This is a genomic window from Enterovibrio baiacu (assembly GCF_004120195.1).
GTDB classification, from domain to species: Bacteria; Pseudomonadota; Gammaproteobacteria; order Enterobacterales; family Vibrionaceae; genus Enterovibrio; species Enterovibrio baiacui.
This window is the reverse complement of the sequence record NZ_SCHN01000008.1, coordinates 508,710-523,413: the sequence shown is the minus strand read 5'-3', so window position 1 is coordinate 523,413 and position 14,704 is coordinate 508,710. Positions and strand designations below refer to the sequence as shown.

Sequence of the window (14,704 nt, the reverse complement as noted above, 5' to 3'; positions counted from 1 at the left end):
TGTTTGATGACAACATCGCAGGCTTCATCAGCAAATCTACTTTAGAATATTGATGGTTGGCGCTTGCGGTTCAAGTTCTTCAACACCCCAATCTAGGCCAATTGACGGCATCAATTCGAGGAATGGGTCAGGATCTAACTGTTCCATATTGAACACGCCCTTGCCGTTCCAAGCCCCTTTAAAGTAAAGCAATGCAGCAGTGATCGCAGGAACGCCTGTGGTGTAGGCGATTGCCTGATGCTCAACATCTTTGTAAGCCACTTCATGGTCAGCATTGTTGTAGATGAACACGCTGCGCGCTTTGCCATCTTTCGTGCCTTGCACCCACGTGCCGATACAGGTTTTACCTGTATAGCCAGGTGCCAGCGACGTTGGATCTGGTAGCAGTGCTTTCAGCACTTTTAGCGGCTCAACCACAGTACCGTCTTGCAGAGTGACAGCCTCAGGACTCAACAGGCCAATGTCGCGCATGCAGTTGAAATAGTTTAGGTAAGCATCACCAAAGCCCATCCAGAACTCGATGCGTTTTGCTGGGATGAACTCTTTCATAGAGCGCACTTCATCGTGCGCCATAGAGTACACTTTATGGCTGCCAACAAGTGGGAATTCAAATTCCATCATACGCGTATGACACGCCACTTGTTTCCACTCACCGTTTTCCCAGTAGAAAGAATCGCCTTGGATTTCGAGCATGTTCGTTTCTGGGTCAAAATTGGTCGCAAACTTCTTACCGTGGTCGCCTGCGTTCACGTCCATCACATCAATGGTGTCGATCTCGTCAAACAAATGCTTCACCGCATACGCAGCAAACACACTGACCACACCAGGATCAAAACCCGCACCAAGAATGCCTGTGATACCCGCTTGTTCAAACTTCTCACGGTAGCCCCACTGCCAATCATAGGCTTGTGGTACTTGCTGGCCTTCAGAACAAAGGTCAACGGCGACTGACGTATCAAGGTAGGAGACTTTTGCTTGGTAACACGCTTCCATAATGGTCATGTTTACCCATGGAGGGCCAGCGTTGATCACCAAGTCAGGCTTCACGTCTTGGATGAGTGCAACAAGTGCATCTACGTCATCAGCATCAACAGCGCGAGATTCAAGCTTTAGGCTTGGATCTTTGAGGTTATTACGGCCTTTGATTGACGCGATGATCCCGTCACATTTCGCGACCGTGCGCGATGCGATAGTGATATCGCCCAATACATCATTGTTCTGTGCCGCTTTGTGCGCTATCACCCAACCAACACCGCCAGCACCAATCTGTAAAATTGCCATGTTCTTAATTCCTTATAAGACACTCAGTCTTTAAACAGTGCGATGCCTTTGCCTATCAGCAATGTAGCAAAGACATCAAACTCAATATTTAACCCTGAACTTGCTTAACCGCGTCGTCAGCAAGGCTCTCTAATTCATTCAACAAGCTATCGAAGTCGCTAAGTTTCAAGCATGGATTCAGGAGCGTGAACTTGAGTGCCACGTTTCCATCCACCACGGTTTCACCCACGACAGCGCGCCCTTTAACCAGAGCATCTAATCGTATTTGCTTGTTGAGGTAATCAAGGTCGAGGCCTTGATTCACGCCCACATATCTAAACAGAACCGTGGACAAACACGGTGCTGCCAGCAATTCAAATTGAGATCGGTTATTGACCATGTCAGCCACAAGCTGCGTTTGATTGAGCAAGTGATCAACCATAGAACCGAGCGCTTGTGGCCCAACATTCTGTAACGTCATCCACAGCTTGAGCGCATCAAAGCGGCGCGTGGTTGCAATAGATTTGTCGACCAGATTCGGAAGTACATCTTCTTCACGGTTGAGGTAGTCAGCATGGTGGCGAATATACCCAAAGTGGTTTTTGTCCTTGAGGATCACCGCACCACAGCTGATTGGCTGGAAGAACATTTTGTGGAAGTCGATGGTCAACGAATCAGCACGTTCAATGCCTTCCAAACGCGCATGGTGACGACTTAGCATTAACGCACCGCCATAAGCCGCATCAACATGCATCCATAAGCCATGCTTTTCCGCCAGCATCGCGACATCGTCCAGATCGTCGATTGCACCGTGATCTGTGGTACCGGCTGTGCCTGTGATTGCAAATGGAATCAAACCTTCGGCTTTCAGGGCCGCCAATGTGGCATCGGCCGACTCAATGTCCATGGTGCCGTCGCTGTAGGTATCCACACAGATCACCGCGTGCTCGCCCAGCCCCAACAAGGACGCAGATTTTTGCATGGTGAAATGCGAATTTTTCGAGCTGATGACACGCAGTTTGTCTGCGTAGTCTGGTAAGCCGTCTTTTTGAACATCAGTCCCTGAGATCTTTTCGATGGCGTTATCTCGCGCCATCAATAGACCCATCAAGTTACTTTGCGTGCCGCCACTGGTGAACACGCCATCTGCTTTTTCATCAAAGCCAAAGCGCTGGCACAACCAATCTGTCACTTCTTGCTCAACAAACGTTGCCGCACTGGCCTGATCCCATGAATCCATCGACTGATTGAGTGCCGTAATGAAGGCTTCGGCTGCAACAGCAGGAATCAAAGGTGGGGTATGCAGGTGGGCAATACAATGAGGGTGCTGAACGATGATCGAGTTCTTCGCGATAAGATCGCTGGTTTCTTCAATCACGTCGTCCAATGACTGCGGTGTTTCACCCAAGTTCGCATGACGAATTTGAGATGCCAACACTGTCGGGTCAATACCGCTATATGGCGATTCTGTGTTTTCGAAGATCTTCTTCAACGCTTGTGTCGTTGCATTCATCGCCGCTTCAAAACTCTCTGCGCCATCTTTGCCCGTATGGATAAAGTGATCACGCCAGTTTTGTTGCAAGGTATCAGCAGGCTGAACCGCTTGTGTCGGTTCAACCAATGATTCAATCGCGTCTTGCAACGCCTTCAATGCAAAATCGATTTGCTCAAACGTAATGATGATAGGGGGTAAGAAACGAAGCACTGAGCCTTCCCGACCCCCTTTCTCGATGATCAAACCACGCTCTAGCGCTGCACGCTGAATAGCAATGGTTAATTCTGGTGCGGAAAGCGGTTCACCAAATTTGTTTTTGCCCCCTTCAGGGTCGCAAATTTCAACACCAAGCATGAGGCCTTTGCCACGCACTTCTGCAATACAACTGGTGGTAGATGCAATCTTTTCAAGCCCACGGCGAAGGTAATCACCGGTGATTTTGGCTTTGTGTGCAAGGTTGTCACGACGGATGATTTCCATCGCTTTCGCCCCAGAGACCATAGCAAGTTGGTTACCACGGAATGTGCCGGTATGTTCACCAGGCAACCAAGTATCGATTTCTTTATCGAACACCAGTAAAGACATTGGCAAGCCGCCGCCTACGGCTTTTGATAAACATAAGATATCTGGCGTCACGCCAGATTCTTCAAATGCGAAGTGGTCGCCTGTTTTACCAATGCCACATTGAATTTCATCAAAGATCAGCAAAATGCCATTTTCTTCGGTAATTCGACGTAACTCTTGTAGCCAAAATGCGGGGGCAGGAATCACACCGCCTTCACCTTGAACAGGTTCAACGATAATGGCCGCAGGTTTTTGAACCCCGCTTTCATCATCAGCCAACATGCGCTCAATATAGCGAAGACCTTGGCGAGCGCCCTGCTCACCTTGAAGACCAAATGGACAGCGCAGATCGTATGGGAATGGCAAGAAGTGCACGTCTGCCATTAAACCTTGTCGGCGTGATTTAGTGCCAAGGTTACCCATCATCGCCATCGTGCCATTGGTCATGCCGTGATATGCACCGTGGAAAGCAGCAATGGTGTTTCTGCCTGTCGTCTGTTTCGCCAATTTAATCGCCGCTTCAACGGCATCAGCGCCCGAAGGTCCACAAAATTGAACTTTGGTATTCTCAGAGAAGTCTTGTGGAAGAAAAGCCATCAATTCGCGAATGAAATTGTCTTTGGCTGGGGTCGTGATATCGAGTGTTTGATACGGAATACCCGCGTTCAATTGCTCGATCAACGCCTGATTAATTTCGGGGTGATTATAGCCGAGGGTTAACGTTCCAGCACCAGCAAGGCAATCAAGATACGTTTGGCCACGACTGTCTTCAACAAGAACCCCTGATGCTTTCGCAATTGCGACGGGGAGTCGGCGCGGATAAGAACGCACTTCAGACTCATAGTGCTCTTGGCTAAGTAAGAGCTCATCAGGTGTTAGGTCATGTAAGCCTTGCAAAACAGGGATTGGGCTTTCAATGTTTTCGCCCAGAGTGTCAGTGGTGTAGTTCATCATTACTAGAGTTCATCCTTGTCTTTTCATTCGACCACCTCAAGAACATCTTCCTCGAACGAACTACCTGAATTGGCACGAACGTTGAGTTCTTGGAGATATAAGCGTCAAACGAAACACACGCTCTTTATAGAAGAGCATTAACCTCAGCACGTGATCGTTCACGAAGCGGAGGCAAACGTGTGGTAGAGGCAAACAAAGCGCACGCAGCTAAGCACATGAATCAATTCATGTGTTTGGACAACGCGAGATTAAAGCCTCAGTTGATCGGGATGATCAAGGCTCAGTAATAATACTGGAATGTGGTAGAACGAAAGCGAAGTGAGTGGATAACTTAATCACTGTTGGGTTCCTCAATATGCCCCTAACCTCTCGGCCGGACAGCTCTATCAATGCCCTTCTACTGGAGTGAATTCTCCAGTACCTACTTGCAACATTCTGCAAATTTACAGATTGTCACGTGTGCCCCGAAAAACTGATGTTCGAGATTGTTGCGAAAGGTAACACAGCGTGATTTTCGAACACAAGAAAATTCTTTAACCGATTGATAAAAAATAACACTCAATTTTAATGTGGAGTTTTAACAGTCTAAGATCGTATGCAACCTTGCCTAATTTCAGCCAATTAACCATGTGAGTTATATGGTTAATATAACAGAATATACTTAACTAATTGTTAAATATATTAATTTCAAGATAGACACAGATAAGGTGAGAGAATTATAGAGGGCAGTCGTCTTTGCCTCTGAGGATTCAGATACAAGCGGCAATAAGAACGCACAAACGTTAAGATGCTATTTTACAAGGCGTCCGAACTTCAACAACAGCTTCGATTTCTACTGGCATATTATCAGGCAGCGAACTTACGCCCACAGCAATACGCGAATCTTTTTCAGTTTCACCAAAGATTTCGTCAAAAAGATCTGAACAACCTTCGATGACTTTTGGGTGATGAATAAAAGAAGGATCGCTGTTGACGAGGCCTATCACTTTAACAACGCGTGCAACGTTATTTAGTGATCCCAAATCATGTTGAATTGCGGACAGCAGGTATAAGCCGATCTCTCTCGAGTACTCATACGCATCTTCAACAGAAATATTCTGACCTACTTTTCCAGTTGTGGAGTGAGGTCCTTTATATGAAATAAACAACAAATTTCCAGTTTGAAAACCGTGTCCTAAATCTCCAGTCGGATTCGCTAACTTTGGCAATACCACACCAGATTCCGTGACAATTGTTTCTGCATCCATAAGTACTGGCTCTCAACCGCGTTTCAGATAACGTTTTAGTTTTTGAAGGTGGCTAATAAATACACCATCCTGTCAAAGGATAACAAACATTCTCTTTAATGCCACATATCTGTTAAATATTATTTCACTTTTATAAGTAATTTATCAAAAAAGAAGATCCAAGATAAAGATCGTGAGTGATTATTCCTTATGATCATTTTCTCCTTACTCACCCAACTCCAATTAATAATGCCATCACTTTCGATGCTAAAACCAAGGATCCTTTTCGAAAGTTCTCCCTATATTCGCACTTAGCTAGTCACAGGAAGCACAAGCCTCAAGAGCACCAAGCAACGGCATCACGCCCCTTGCAAGTACCAGCATTTGATGCAATAAAAAACGCCACTGTCGTAGCATCATTCAACAATATTTCTTTCTCTGAGATTCCGTAATGAAGGATCTTAATTTCAAATTTATTAATAGATATTCCCTTCCTCTTTCTCAATGAACACTCGATTCAATGATCAATGAGGGAGGATCCTCTCACGCACATCATATGATCGAGAAAAGGATCCTAAGCGATCATAAAACACGATCCGTTGTCTTCTTGTCCGCTATTTTCTGAGTGAGGTTCGAGTCAAAAAGACACAAGAGCAAATCTAGTCGACAAAAATGATGGGAAGATTTCAATACATCCGTGTTCAATATGATCCATGACATGGGCATACATAGCGCTTCTGTAGAAAAGCAATACCACTTCCCTTTCTCAAAATATGTCGGCGTAGCCAAAACAATGAAGAGTATCTTTAACCGTATGCTTATCCGGCGACAAGACCGCACATCGAATATTTAATCGTGAGCGTTTTCTTTGCAGATAGAAGAAGGCGATGCGTAATTCGCTCAGGATAAATGCTCTATCGCTTACAGCAGGCTTTTAAAATATATCCAAGTCACTTATGACCTTTAACAACATGCAACGTAGTACGGCGACATGAAACGCCACAATGAAGTGGTGCTGGAACGGTGTGAAAACCTTCCAATGGAATATCTAACGATAAAGTGAGGAAAATATGGCGCAGAAAATAAAAACGGCCCACAAGCAAGCTTGTGAGCCGTCGTTATAGATGGTGCCCCGGGCCGGACTTGAACCGGCACAACGCGAACGTCGAGGGATTTTAAATCCCTTGTGTCTACCAATTCCACCACCAGGGCACGCAATTCTTTATTGCGATGATAGGCACCATCGTCGCATGCATTTCTGCATACTTACTTTCACCGAAATGAAAGTCAATGTTTGGAGCGACACACGAGGTTCGAACTCGTGACCTCAACCTTGGCAAGGTTGCGCTCTACCAGCTGAGCTAGTGTCGCAGAGTTACACGACGTAACGTCGAATAACATAATGTGGTTGCGGGAGCCGGATTTGAACCAACGACCTTCGGGTTATGAGCCCGACGAGCTACCAGACTGCTCCATCCCGCGTCCGATTGACCGTTCAAAGTACGGCGTAGACTTCACCATGCTTTAACATGGCTTCATTCCTGACAACATCAAGAACAAAAATTTGGAGCGACACACGAGGTTCGAACTCGTGACCTCAACCTTGGCAAGGTTGCGCTCTACCAGCTGAGCTAGTGTCGCAAATGGAGGCGCGTCCCGGAGTCGAACCGAGGTCCACGGATTTGCAATCCGCTGCATAGCCACTCTGCCAACGCGCCTTTGTTTCCCAACCCCGAGGGGTTCATACTCACTTTGGAAGTTGTCTTCCTCGTTGGTATGGGCCGCATTCTACCTAACTTTTTGAGGCTGTCACGCATTAATTATGTCGTTTTTGTTCGTTTGCTTCTTTATCAACCAAATATGATAAATATCAGCCACATTGATCAAACTTTTAGCAATTCTGACTGGAATTTTTCATCAATAACTATCTAGCAGAGTTGTTTCAAAAACAAAAAAGCCAGCGCATAGTGGCTGGCTTTTTTCATTTTAGAGACGAAAAGCTTAAATAGCTTGAACGTCAAAGTCGATTTCAGGGTTTACGTCAGCGTCATAATCGACACCATCGATGCCAAAACCGAATAATTTCAGGAACTCTTCTTTGTACTCAACGTAATCCGTCAGTTCTTTCAGGTTCTCTGACGTAATTTGAGGCCACAGATCACGACAATGTTGTTGAATGTCGTCACGCAGCTCCCAGTCATCCAAACGCAGACGGTTCTTATCGTCCACTTCTGGCGCTGTGCCATCTTCTTTATACAAGCGTTGGCTGAACATACGATAGATTTGTTCCATACAGCCTTCGTGTACGCCCTGCTCACGCATTTTCTTAAACACCATCGCGATGTATAGAGGCATAACGGGAATCGCTGAGCTCGCTTGCGTAACAACACTTTTCAGTACTGCCACATTTGCGCTGCCACCTGTGGTGGACAACTTGTCATTCAATGCAGATGCAGCACGATCTAGATCCATCTTCGCACGGCCTAGTGCACCGTCCCAGTAGATAGGCCACGTCAGTTCAGTACCAATGTAGCTGTAGGCCACTGTTTTGCAGCCGTCTGCCAATACACCAGCATCAGACAGCGCTTGCATCCACAATTCCCAATCTTCGCCACCCATAACAGTAATGGTGTCTTTGATTTCTTCTTGGGTTGCTGGCTCTACGCTTGCTTGGATGATCTCGTCTTTGTTGGTATCCACCGCTGTTGATGTGTACGTTTCACCAATTGGCTTCAACGACGAACGAACCACTTCACCGGTTTTCGGCAATTTACGTACTGGCGATGCCAGTGAGTAAACCACCATATCGATTTGGCCCAAGTCTTCTTTAATCAGCTCAATCGCTTTACGTTTTGCTTCATCAGAGAAAGCATCACCGTTCAAGCTTTTGCTGTAGAGACCTTCTTCTTTTGCAAATTTGTCGAATGCAGCAGTGTTGTACCAACCCGCTGTGCCAGGCTTCTTCTCAGTACCTGGTTTTTCAAAAAAGACACCGATGGTCGCCGCACCGCCGCCAAACGCCGCAGCGATGCGCGATGACATGCCGTAGCCGCTTGATGAACCAATTACCAGCACACGCTTCGGTGCGTTTGCGATAGGACCTTGGGCTTTGGTGTATTCGATTTGCTCTTTAACGTTAGCTTCACAGCCTTTTGGATGCGTCGTCGTACAGATAAATCCGCGAATTTTCGGTTTGATGATCATATTCAACCTTCCTTACAAAGTTGGGCTTAGGATAAATACTTCATCTTGTTTTGGCACTTAATTTTGTTGCAAAAGGTGGGTTTGAGGCAGTGGTTGGAGGTGTTAGCAACAAAAAACGCCGCAAATGCGGCGTTTTTGGGGTAAGAGTTTGAATTACGCAGCCTTACCTTTTTTCCCTTTTCCTGCTGATGCAGTGTCTGATTGTGCAAACCAAGAAGGGTCAAAGTTATCCACTTGGATGGCTTTCGAGCGCAAAGCGTCAGCCTGTTTCACTTGCTCGATTTCGTCTTCCGTCAGCACGTTTTGCTCAAGGGCTTGGGCTAGACGGTCAGCGAGTGGGCCTTTTCTCGCAATCTGACCATTCTTCGCAGCGATTGCCATTTTCTTTTCAATCGGACGGATGGATTGCATGGCTTCAAACGCACGCTCCATGATCGCAACCGGATCGGTCTCTTTATTGCCAACATAGCAAAGGTGCGTGAGTCGCTCGCGGTGCGCGCCAGGCGTCATCAACAAGTTTGCAATTTCAACAGCAACGTCATCGGAAGGCGCTTTAAAGTGCATACCCAATGGGAACAACAACACACGCAGCGAAGAACCAACGCCTTTGCGAGGGAAATTGTTAAACGCACCATCAAAGGCAATCGCACATTTGTTCAAACAATGCTGGAGCGAGTAATGAACAAGTGGAAGGTCTGATTGCTGACGGCCTTCGTCTTCAAAACGCTTGAGTACGGCAGATGCCAAGTAAAGGTTACTCAATACATCACCCAATCGCGCTGAAATCATCTCACGACGCTTGAGTTCTCCACCTAAGGTCAACATTGAAACATCCGCGGTCACTGCAAGCGCTCGGCTCATGCGTGACAATTGGCGGTAGTAATCAGCGGTCTCTCCAGAGACTGGCGATTGATTAAAGCGAGAACGCGTAAACGCATTGCCGAATGACTTGAACACGTTCTTCGTCGCGAAACTGATGTGCTTGATCAACAAGGCATCAAATTCTTCCGCTCCTTTGTTTTCGTCAGTGTTCGCGGCAGCTTCCATTTCTTTAAGGACATACGGGTGACAACGCGTTGCACCTTGACCGAAGATCATGAGGTTACGCGTGAGTATGTTTGCCCCTTCTACGGTGATAGCCACAGGCATACCAAAGTAGTGGTGACCAATGTAGTTAAGTGGTCCTAATTGGATAGCACGACCCGAATGAATATCCATGGAGTCATTCAGTATCGTTCGCGCCAACTCTGTCATGTGATATTTGGCAATCGCTGTCACGATTCCCGGCTTCTCATGCATATCGAGCGACGTGGTCGTCAGCGTACGGGCTGCTTCCAACATGTAGGTATGACCACCGATGCGGCCTAGCGCTTCCGCCACACCTTCAAATTTACCGATGTTCATGCCGAATTGCTTGCGTACGTACGAATAGGCGCCCGTTGTGCGAGCGGCAAGATGACCAACAGCAGTGCCAAGTGCTGGCAAAGAAATACCACGCCCCGCTGATAGACACTCCACCAGCATACGCCAGCCTTTACCTACATAATCTTGACCACCGATGACCCAATCCATTGGGATGAAGACATCTTCACCGCGCGTTGGACCATTCATGAACGCCAATCCTAGTGGGTTATGGCGCTCACCGATTTCAACACCTTCATGATCCGCAGGAATCAAGGCACAGGTAATACCGAGGTTTTCAGTGTCGCCAATCAAGCCATCAGGATCGTCAAGCTTGAATGCCAAACCTAGCACCGTTGCCACCGGCGCAAGCGTAATGTAGCGCTTGTTCCACGTCAGGCGGATGCCCAACACTTCTTCGCCGTTGAATTTGCCCATGCACACCACACCCTTATCAGGGATAGAGCCTGCATCAGAACCCGCTTCTGGACCCGTCAGTGCAAAACATGGCACGTCTTCACCGTTTGCAAGGCGGGGCAACCAGTAATTTTTCTGAGCGTCAGTGCCATAGTGAGTCAGAAGCTCCCCTGGGCCTAACGAGTTAGGTACCATCACTGTCACGGCGGCGCTCAAACTGCGCGTCGCGATCTTAGAAACGATCGTCGAGTTCGCATACGCTGAGAAAGCCAAACCACCGAATTCTTTCGAAATGATCAGCGAGAAGAACTTTTCTTTTTTCAGATACGCCCACACTTCTGGCGGCAAATCTTTGCGCTGCTGAACAATGTCGAAATCATCCAGCATCTCTAGAAGTGTTTCGAGTTGGTTATCAACAAACGCCTGCTCTTCGTCAGAAAGACGTGGTTTAGGGTATTGAAGCAAGGTGCGCCAATCAGGATTACCTGCAAATAGTTCTCCATCCCACCAAACGCTCCCCGCTTCCATGGCTTCACGCTCTGTTTCGGAAAGTGGAGGAAGGACTTTTTTGAAAAACTTAAACGCCGGATCGCTGAGGTAGCGTCTTCTTAGTGATGGTTGAGAGCTCATGATTCAGATCCTTTTGTTTCGTAAGACGTTAATTTACTTTCTTATTATTCTTTAGCTCGCGCTCAGTGATGAATCACTCGGCACCAGCATTAATTCTTTGCTTACAGAAGCATCTACACCTGCAGCAAGGTAAGGGATCAATCGGTCTAAAATTTCCTCTATCGAAACCGTATGACCAAAATCGTTTTCCGCAATTTCACTCAGCGCCACATTCGACGCCATGGTGAAAATTGCCGCACCTAACGTGAAGTGCAAACGCCAGAAAATGTGTTCTGGTTTAAGTGTAGGATTTGCTTTCGAGACGGCTTGTGTAAATAGAGAGAGCACGCCGCTATAGCGGGTGGTGATAAACCATCTCAAGTGACCTTGCACGTCGGTGTAACCTCTGCCGATAAGTTGCATAAACACAGACGCGCCATGACGGCGAAACTTATCAAGCTCAAGAAGTGGTCTTTTTGTGCAAGCGAAGACATCGTCCATCGAGACATCGTCTTTTACGAGGAGTGCTTTCAGTTCATTTTCGATCTGAGGCATGAACTGTTCTAAATATCTTTCGAGTACGGCGCGAACCAACGACTTCTTGTCACCAAAGTGATAGTTCACAGACGCCAAATTCACACCTGCTTTACTCGTGATGGTACGCAGCGAGGTGTCTTTAAAGCCATGTTCAGCAAAAAGCTGTTCTGCCGCATCAAGGATTTTACCCTTAGTTTCGCCTTTCCCTGCCATTTTCATTCACCTGTATTAAACACCCGTTTAACTTTACATCCCGTTAGCATTAATAACAAGCCAAAAACAATTGGAGGCGTGACCGCAATCAAATTCGAAAAAAAGTCACAAAATTTATCTTGTTGTTATTTATTAACTTTCCCTTGGAAAGAAAAAGAAAATACTCATTTTTGAGAAAAAAATTGGAGGGAGCGGGAACAAATCCAACAGTAACAGGTCACATATAATGCCACTGCTTTTTCTTAAGAAGTTTTTATCTTCTGAAGCCCGTAACGCCAATTTGCGTACGGGCTTTTTTTCATCTTGCTGGTTCTAAAACAGTTTTTCTTCGTCTTCTTTGACCCAACTTTTCTTAACCCTCTATTTCTGTCGCGTTCATTGTTCGTAGTTCGTAGTTCGTCCTGATTGTTACTCGCCACGATGTCTCCCCCTCTCTAACGGTTTTTTACATCAGAAGCACAAGGGGCGAAACGAGACGCGCATTCAGAGCAGGCATGTCGATGGGGAATGAAACGGTATGAAGGAGGGCAACAAAAAGAAATTCGAAAAAAAGTGAATTTAGTTTGAACTAAACAAAATGTGGGACGTCATAGTATACGTAGATAGCGAATAAGTGCCTTAAAATGTATAGCTGGCCGCCAAACATGATTTCTAACTTATCGCTAAATGCTGCTGCTTTTTCTTACTCCTAGTTACAAAACATTTATGTTGCCCGCTTCTATGAAGCGGGCTTTTTTTTGGCTTCCATTTATGGACTACTAGCCCGCTTGCCATCAGGCCTTTTGCTTCAGGTTCATCGGCAGTTGCCTACTCCACATTCACAACAGGCAACGGCATGTCAAAGGGCGACGGATACTTCAATGTCATCTTCAACTTATCGAGTGTGCCTTTGGCGACAATACATTTTCCTTCGCCACCGGTCAGTTCAAAGGTCGGCAATGGCAACCCCATCCCCCCTGCTGCCCATGAGTAGAATTCCGCACGCGTTGGGTGAGCATTCGCACTAAGATGCAACACCTCCCCGCCACCGATTTGTTGATTGATGATAAGAGAAATGGCTTGAATACAGTCGTCACGATGAATCAAATTCACAGGGTCATTGCCGTTGGTGATCCCCTCTCTGCCCGCAAGATGCTTCGCAGGGTGTCGCTCAGCACCAATGAGCCCAGAAAATCGCAACACAACACCCGTTTCAGGAAACGTCTTTAGTACATGCTCTTCAATGTCGAGATGCGCTTTGCCAGATTCAGTATTCGGCACGCAAACCGTCTCTTCTGTTACCTTACCCGTGACTTCCCCATAGACAGAGGTGGTACTTACAACAATGAGCTGTTTCACGCCTTGCAATTTTGCGGTATCTACCAAAGATTTCATGGCGTTAACAAAGCGCTCGCGCTCAAAGTTTCGCCTTCCCGGAGGGATATTTACAACGAGCACGTCAGCACTAAACAGCACATCAGTATTCGAAGAAGCAGTCGGAGCGTACACATCGAAACATACGCCTTGGATCCCTTTTGTATTGAGCGCATCGGCATCAGCTTGTACGCGCTTCGTGCCAAAGACCTGATAGCCCGATTGAACCAGAGATTCGGCCAACGGCAATCCTAGCCAGCCGCATCCACATACGGACACTGTTTTATATGGTTTCTGCATCGAAAGTTCTCTGTAATCCAATTTCATTAATCGGGGAAAAGCACAGAATACGTGCTACATGTGGGCAAAAGTTTAATTTTTGATGAAAAAAAACTCCGAACTTGTGTAATAAAACAACTGAAAGCGTGAATGAATACAAAGTTTTTAATGTCAAAACCCCAATAAAATGTTCTTACTAACCACCAAACGTTAGACTTATCTATAACATTATTGAGGATTATTTTTATCCTAAACTTCAAGTCGGTAGTGGCGTTTTGCAGCAAAAAACATCAACCATGCCGATAAATTATACAGCGGACGCAAAGCGGTAATCTGGATGAATACCTTAGAAAAAATACAAAAAAATATTGAAAATTTCAGCAAATCGGAGAGAAAAGTCGCTGAGGTGATCATTGCGTCGCCACAAACAGCGATTCATTCGAGCATTGCTACCTTAGCCAAATTGGCAGACGTGAGTGAGCCTACTGTTAACCGTTTTTGCCGTCGTTTAGACACTAAGGGTTTCCCTGACTTTAAACTTCATCTTGCGCAAAGCCTTGCCAATGGCACGCCTTATGTAAATCGCAATGTTGAAGAACACGACAGCGCTGACGCCTACACTGCCAAGATTTTCGAATCCACCATGGCGTGTCTTGATGTTGCTAAAAACAGCATAGACCCACACCAAATTAACCGTGCCGTTGACCTACTGACACAAGCGAAGAAGATTTCCTTCTTTGGCCTTGGTGCGTCAGCGTCCGTCGCGCATGATGCGCAAAACAAATTCTTCCGCTTCAACATTCCTATCGTTTGTTTCAATGATATCGTCATGCAACGCATGAGCTGCATTAACTGCTCAGACGGTGATGTTGTGGTGGTTATTTCTCACACGGGTCGCACCAAATCACTCGTCGATGTCGCAACCCTTGCGAGAGAAAACGGGGCAACCGTTATTGGTATCACCGAAAAAGGCTCACCGCTGGATAAAGTGTGCTCACTGACCATCACGCTAGATGTACCAGAAGACACCGACATCTATATGCCAATGGCAAGCCGCGTGGTGCAAATGACAGTGATTGACGTATTGGCCACAGGCTTTACGTTACGACGAGGCCCTGGGTTCCGAGAGAACCTAAAACGCGTAAAAGACGCCATCAAGGACTCGCGATTTAACAAAGAGTCACTGACCTAA

8 protein-coding genes and 5 tRNA genes are annotated in these 14,704 nt (G+C 46.5%); 1 reads left to right on the top strand and 12 read right to left on the bottom strand.

Annotated elements, in window-relative coordinates; translation table 11 throughout:
• Positions 1-36: 36 nt before the first annotated feature.
• The 12 genes from EQP46_RS09175 to EQP46_RS09120 form a co-directional block, all read right to left on the bottom strand.
• On the bottom strand, positions 37-1,281 hold the full coding sequence (locus tag EQP46_RS09175; protein ID WP_129493348.1) for a carboxynorspermidine synthase: 1,245 nt from the start codon (positions 1,279-1,281) through the stop codon (positions 37-39).
• Positions 1,282-1,369: 88 nt separating this feature from the next.
• Positions 1,370-4,273, bottom strand: a complete 2,904-nt coding sequence (locus tag EQP46_RS09170) for a pyridoxal phosphate-dependent class III aminotransferase (RefSeq protein ID WP_420841368.1) — start codon at positions 4,271-4,273, stop codon at positions 1,370-1,372.
• Positions 4,274-5,055: 782 nt separating this feature from the next.
• Positions 5,056-5,520: a RidA family protein gene (locus EQP46_RS09165; RefSeq protein WP_129493347.1), complete on the bottom strand. Its 465-nt coding sequence runs from the start codon at positions 5,518-5,520 to the stop codon at positions 5,056-5,058.
• 1,104 nt (positions 5,521-6,624) lie between these two features.
• A tRNA-Leu gene (locus tag EQP46_RS09160) sits at positions 6,625-6,711 on the bottom strand.
• A gap of 83 nt (positions 6,712-6,794) precedes the next feature.
• A tRNA-Gly gene (locus tag EQP46_RS09155) sits at positions 6,795-6,870 on the bottom strand.
• A 34-nt stretch (positions 6,871-6,904) separates the two neighbouring features.
• Positions 6,905-6,981 (bottom strand) — tRNA-Met (locus EQP46_RS09150).
• A gap of 83 nt (positions 6,982-7,064) precedes the next feature.
• Positions 7,065-7,140: transfer RNA gene (locus EQP46_RS09145), tRNA-Gly, on the bottom strand.
• Positions 7,141-7,143: 3 nt separating this feature from the next.
• A tRNA-Cys gene (locus tag EQP46_RS09140) sits at positions 7,144-7,217 on the bottom strand.
• Between the two features lie 283 nt (positions 7,218-7,500).
• A complete protein-coding gene (gene fabV, locus EQP46_RS09135; RefSeq protein ID WP_129493346.1) occupies positions 7,501-8,703 on the bottom strand; it encodes an enoyl-ACP reductase FabV in 1,203 nt (400 codons plus the stop codon).
• A 153-nt stretch (positions 8,704-8,856) separates the two neighbouring features.
• Positions 8,857-11,151 (bottom strand): acyl-CoA dehydrogenase, encoded by a 2,295-nt coding sequence (locus EQP46_RS09130; protein ID WP_129493345.1) that lies wholly within the window; start codon positions 11,149-11,151, stop codon positions 8,857-8,859.
• A 51-nt stretch (positions 11,152-11,202) separates the two neighbouring features.
• Positions 11,203-11,880, bottom strand: coding sequence for a TetR family transcriptional repressor PsrA (gene psrA / locus EQP46_RS09125; RefSeq protein ID WP_129493344.1), 678 nt, complete (start codon positions 11,878-11,880; stop codon positions 11,203-11,205).
• Positions 11,881-12,687: 807 nt separating this feature from the next.
• A complete protein-coding gene (locus EQP46_RS09120; protein WP_129493343.1) occupies positions 12,688-13,533 on the bottom strand; it encodes an SDR family oxidoreductase in 846 nt (281 codons plus the stop codon).
• A gap of 316 nt (positions 13,534-13,849) precedes the next feature.
• Between EQP46_RS09120 and EQP46_RS09115 the strand changes: the two genes are divergently transcribed.
• Positions 13,850-14,704 (top strand): MurR/RpiR family transcriptional regulator, encoded by an 855-nt coding sequence (locus EQP46_RS09115; protein ID WP_017010967.1) that lies wholly within the window; start codon positions 13,850-13,852, stop codon positions 14,702-14,704.

Excerpts from the sequence above, each read along its gene's own strand:
- EQP46_RS09175 (WP_129493348.1), bottom strand. The coding sequence starts at position 1,281 with ATGGCAATTTTACAGATTGGTGCTGGCGGTGTTGGTTGGGTGATAGCG.
- EQP46_RS09170 (WP_420841368.1), bottom strand. The coding sequence starts at position 4,273 with ATGATGAACTACACCACTGACACTCTGGGCGAAAACATTGAAAGCCCA.
- EQP46_RS09165 (WP_129493347.1), bottom strand. The coding sequence starts at position 5,520 with ATGGATGCAGAAACAATTGTCACGGAATCTGGTGTGGTATTGCCAAAG.
- fabV (WP_129493346.1), bottom strand. The coding sequence starts at position 8,703 with ATGATCATCAAACCGAAAATTCGCGGATTTATCTGTACGACGACGCAT.
- EQP46_RS09130 (WP_129493345.1), bottom strand. The coding sequence starts at position 11,151 with ATGAGCTCTCAACCATCACTAAGAAGACGCTACCTCAGCGATCCGGCG.
- psrA (WP_129493344.1), bottom strand. The coding sequence starts at position 11,880 with ATGGCAGGGAAAGGCGAAACTAAGGGTAAAATCCTTGATGCGGCAGAA.
- EQP46_RS09120 (WP_129493343.1), bottom strand. The coding sequence starts at position 13,533 with ATGCAGAAACCATATAAAACAGTGTCCGTATGTGGATGCGGCTGGCTA.
- EQP46_RS09115 (WP_017010967.1), top strand. The coding sequence starts at position 13,850 with ATGAATACCTTAGAAAAAATACAAAAAAATATTGAAAATTTCAGCAAA.